At 62.9% G+C, this 4,444-nt stretch carries 4 protein-coding genes; 3 read left to right on the forward strand and 1 reads right to left on the reverse strand.

What is annotated here, in order from left to right:
* Nucleotides 1-12: 12 nt before the first annotated feature.
* Nucleotides 13-201 (reverse strand): hypothetical protein, encoded by a 189-nt coding sequence (locus ABWP84_RS18095; protein ID WP_353213421.1) that lies wholly within the window; start codon nt 199-201, stop codon nt 13-15.
* A gap of 124 nt (nt 202-325) precedes the next feature.
* On the opposite strand from ABWP84_RS18095, the gene ABWP84_RS18100 reads away from it, so the two are divergent.
* From ABWP84_RS18100 to ABWP84_RS18110, 3 genes are read left to right on the forward strand one after another with little or no spacing between them, the layout of a single operon-like run.
* Nucleotides 326-1,375, forward strand: a complete 1,050-nt coding sequence (locus ABWP84_RS18100) for an extracellular solute-binding protein (RefSeq protein ID WP_353213422.1) — start codon at nt 326-328, stop codon at nt 1,373-1,375.
* Between the two features lie 10 nt (nt 1,376-1,385).
* Nucleotides 1,386-3,107, forward strand: a complete 1,722-nt coding sequence (locus ABWP84_RS18105) for an iron ABC transporter permease (protein ID WP_353213423.1) — start codon at nt 1,386-1,388, stop codon at nt 3,105-3,107.
* Between the two features lie 2 nt (nt 3,108-3,109).
* Nucleotides 3,110-4,177 (forward strand): ABC transporter ATP-binding protein, encoded by a 1,068-nt coding sequence (locus tag ABWP84_RS18110; protein WP_353213424.1) that lies wholly within the window; start codon nt 3,110-3,112, stop codon nt 4,175-4,177.
* Nucleotides 4,178-4,444: the final 267 nt, after the last annotated feature.

The following is a 4,444-nucleotide window of genomic DNA, read 5'->3' on the forward strand; positions in this document are numbered from 1 at the left end:
CCGGCGGCTTCATCATGCTGCCAGCACCTGCGGGAGATGGTCGAGATAGGCCTGACCGGCACCGCCGCCAATCTGCTGCGCGATGCCCGGGGCCGCGCCGTTGAAGCTTTCGAGCCGGGCATGATCCTTTACCGCCGCGGCGCAGGCAGCTTGCCACCATCGATGCCAATCCACCCCACCGGCAACATGGCGTTTCCACATGGTCCGCGTTAACGAATTGACACTGCGTGAAGTCGATGGCCTGATTATCCATCCAAGAAAAACGAACCTCGCGCCGTGACCGCCAAAGGCGGCGCCGCTGGACAGAATGGTGGGAGAAAGCCGAATGTTCCTGATCGACAGGCGACAGATGCTAACGCTGGCGGCCTGGTCCGCGGCGACAACAAAAGCATGGGCCCAATCGCCCATGCATCCGCAGGAACGCGCTTTGTATGAAGCCGCCAAGCGGGAAGGCGAGGTCACGTGGTATACAGGCCAATACAGCGCCGAGCCGTCTGAAGCGGCCGGCCGCGCATTCACCGCTCGCTATCCTGGAGTGCGCTGCAACGTGGTGCGCACCACCTCCCAGGTCGCCTTCCAGCGCCTCTCGCAGGATGCGCGCGCGGGCGTGGGTCAGTGTGACGTGTTCTCTTCGACCAATGGCGGGCACTACATTCAGCTCAAGCGACAAAATCGGCTGATGCAGTTCCGCCCAGTCAATGCCGACGGCCTACTGCCGATCCTGCGGGTATCAGACCCAGACAATTACTTCCAGTCTTCGTTCATCGGCATCTACCTGATGGCGCACAACACCCGCCTGGTCTCAGAGACGGAGGCGCCGAAATCCTGGACCGACATCCTCGACGCAAGATGGAAGGACAAGCTGGCCGTCGGCCATCCGGGGTTCAGCGGCGCGATCGGGCTGTGGGCGTTGCAAATGCGCAGAATGTTCGGCCCCGACTATCTGGTGAGGTTTGAACGCAACAAGCCGCAGGTCGGACGCTCCTCGATCGACCCTGTGACTATGATGACGGCAGGTGAGCGCGCTGTCGGCGTAGCGGTACCCTCCGCCACGACTCTGACCTCCATCTCCCGCGGCAATCCATTGAGATTGATCTACCCGACCGAAGGGGTCATCGCGGCGCTTTCGCCTTCCGCGATCCCAAACAACGCGCCGCATCCGAATGCGGCGAAGCTGTTCATGGAGTTCACCACCGGGCCGGGCCTCTCCACGGCGGTACGCACGCTGTTCAACGAGAGCCTGCGCCCCGAAGTTCCGCCGCCCGATGGCTCCCGCCCACTCGATCAGGTGACTATGCTCGCGCCGAGCATGGAGGAGGCGGAGCGCGGTGTGCCGGAGGTCCGCGAGGTCTGGCGCGAACTCTTTGGCGTTTGAGGATATCGGCATGAGCCAGGGCGGAGCAGCCGCGCCCGCGCTGCGGCCCAGCCGGTTCCGACTGCTGGAACCGGCGATGCTGCTGTGGGTCGCGCTGATCGCGGCACTTCTAGTGCTGGTTGCAGCGCCGCTGGTGAAGATGCTCCTCATCTCCTTTGAGATGCAGGAGACGGGCGAGTTCACCTTCCAGAACTACCTGACGGCCTATGGCCGTGCGCGCTACCTGGATGCGCTTCGAAATTCGTTGCTGCTCGGGCTGCTGTCGGCAACGATATCGACCGTCATCGCTGTGCCTATGGCCTGGGCCGTCTCGCGCACCGACATGCCGGGTAAGGGCTTTACCTGGGCGGTGGTGCTTGCCGCTTTCGTCATGCCGCCCTATCTCGGCGCCATTGGCTGGATCTTGCTGGCGGGGCCAAATTCCGGCTGGATCAACGTGGTCTGGAGGGCGGTTACCGGGGCGACGGAACCGCTGTTGAACATCTACACCTTCACCGGGATGGCCTTCGTCATCGCCATGCATTCCTTTCCACTGGTCTTCATCTTCGTGAAGTCCGCGCTGGACCTGATTTCCTCGGAGATGGAGGATGCCGCCAACATCCTGGGCGCCGGCACCTGGGTGACGATGCGTAAGGTGACGCTGCCGCTGGTTTGGCCGTCCATCCTTGGCGGCTTCATCCTGATCTTCCTGGAAACCATCGCGCTGTTCGGCACGCCGGCTATCATCGGCATCCCCGCGCGTATCAACGTGGTCACCACGCAGCTTTGGCAGTTCTTCGAGGATCCGGTCCGCGTCGAGGTCGCCGCTGCCTTCGCTATTCCGCTGCTGCTGATCACCATCGCGCTGATTGCAGTGCAGAAGCTCATGCTGAACCGCAAGGGCTTTGTTTCGCAGACGGGCAAAGGCGGTGAGCGGCGGGAGGTGAAGCTGGGCCCCTGGCGCTGGGTGCTGTTAGGCTGGTGTGTCAGCGTGGCGCTGCTGTCGGTTGGCAAGCCACTGATCGTGCTGCTGCAGGCTTCCTTCGCCAAGGCCTGGGGGCGTGGCTTCTCGCTGGATAACCTGACACTACGCAACTACCGCTTCCTCCTGTTTGAGCATGACCAGGCGCCACAGGCGGTGTGGAACACGCTATGGTTCTCGGCTGCGTCAGCGACCATGGCGATCATCCTGGCGCTGCTGGTCGCCTACATCGTAGTGCGGAAGCTGATGCGCTTCGCCGGTGCGCTGGGCTTCCTGGCGATGGCACCCTTCGTCATCCCGGGCATTGTGCTCGCCATCGGCTTCTATGCTGCCTATGCCGGGCCGCCGATGTCGCTCTATGGCAGCGCGCTGCTGCTCATCCTTGCCTTTACGGCGCGTTTCCTGCCGATCGCCTATGCGAGTTCCCAGGCCGCGATCCGCGCAGTGCATCCCGAGATGGAGGAGGCCGCCCGCATCCTGGGTTCGGGCCGCCTGCACGCCATCCGCAAGATCACTGCCCCGCTGATCAAGTCATCCCTGCTCGGCGGCTGGCTGGTGGTCTTCATCGTCGCGTCGCGGGAACTTTCGGCCGCCATCTTCCTGGTCGGCCCGCGGACGCGAACCATGTCGGTTTTGCTATACGATCTGACCGAGCAGGGCAATTTTGAGGTCGTCTCGGCCTTCGGCGGAATTTTATTGTTCATCACCATGGTCATCGTCGGCATCGGCATGAAGCTGGTGGGGCGCGACTTCATGCTGCGGAGGGAATAGCCTTGCCACGCCTGGTACTTTCCGGCCTGACCAAGGCCTACGGCAAATTGACCGTCGTCGATCGCGTGGACCTCTCGCTGGAGGAGGGGGAATTCGTCTCCCTGCTCGGCCCCTCCGGCTGCGGCAAGACAACGACGCTGCGCATGATCGCCGGTTTCGTGGACCCGACAGGGGGCAGCATCCAGGTTGATGGCAGCGTGCTGTCCGCACCTGGGGCCGTGGTGCCGCCGGAGCGCCGCGGCATGTCGATGATCTTCCAGTCCTACGCGATCTGGCCGAACATGACGGTGGCAGAAAACGTTGCCTTTGGCCTGAAGCTGCGCAACCTTAGCTCGGAGGATGTGAGGAGCCGCGTCCGCGAAATTTTGGACGTGGTGAAGCTTGAGAACCTCGCCCATCGCTATCCGGCCGAACTCTCCGGCGGGCAGCAGCAGCGTGTCGCCCTGGCGCGCGCCATCGTGGTGAAGCCATCGGTTCTTCTTCTGGATGAACCCTTATCCAACCTCGATGCCAACCTCCGTGAGGAAATGCGCTTCGAGATCCGCCGTCTGCACGATGAATTCCGTATTACCACTGTCTATGTCACCCATGACCAGGGGGAGGCGATGGCGACCTCCGACCGGATCGCGGTGATGAATGCGGGGCGGATCGAGCAGATCGACGCGCCGCATCTGCTCTATACCCGCCCGCGCACGCGTTTTGTAGCCGGCTTTGTGGGCCGAACCAACTTGCTAGAGGCGCAGGTCGAGGCCGGGATTTTGCTGCTGGATGGCGTCAGTCTCGGCTCCGCAGGGCAGGCAGGCCTACCGGCGCTCCCCCACGGCGAGGTGCTGATCTCGCTGCGGCCGCAAGCCATGACTATCCATGAGGCGGCTCCGACCGATGCGGGCCTCGTGCTGGAAGCGACGATCTTGGGGCGAACCTATCTCGGCGAGGCTTGGGATTACGTGGTGCAGCCACTTGGGACCGGGCTCAAGCTGCGCGCAGCGGCGCAGCCGCTTGAAGCGCACGATGTTGGGCGCCGGGTGTGGCTGCGGATCGATCCGCGCCAGTTGGCCGTGGTGGCGTAGAAGTTCCGGGTTGCCCGTTCGTGGATCAGACCATCGCCAAATTCTGCGCGATCGAGCGCGTCCTGTGCTGAATTTTGTCCGTCTTCCCAAGTGCGCGTTGCGGCCGTTGAAGCCGCGCCACATGATATCATTGGCTTGCGCATCAGGCCTGCGATGGCTCCCATTGACCCTGAACGGTTTGCGCATCGGTACTCCGCCGGCAATACGAAATCGATAACAGCTCCACAAACTCAGCAGTATGAGTGTTGATCATCGCGAGGTCGGCTG

The organism is Rhodovarius sp., from assembly GCF_040399605.1.
Taxonomy (GTDB): domain Bacteria; phylum Pseudomonadota; class Alphaproteobacteria; order Acetobacterales; family Acetobacteraceae; genus Rhodovarius; species Rhodovarius crocodyli_A.

Excerpts from the sequence above, each read along its gene's own strand:
- ABWP84_RS18095 (WP_353213421.1), bottom strand. The coding sequence starts at position 201 with ATGTGGAAACGCCATGTTGCCGGTGGGGTGGATTGGCATCGATGGTGG.
- ABWP84_RS18100 (WP_353213422.1), top strand. The coding sequence starts at position 326 with ATGTTCCTGATCGACAGGCGACAGATGCTAACGCTGGCGGCCTGGTCC.
- ABWP84_RS18105 (WP_353213423.1), top strand. The coding sequence starts at position 1,386 with ATGAGCCAGGGCGGAGCAGCCGCGCCCGCGCTGCGGCCCAGCCGGTTC.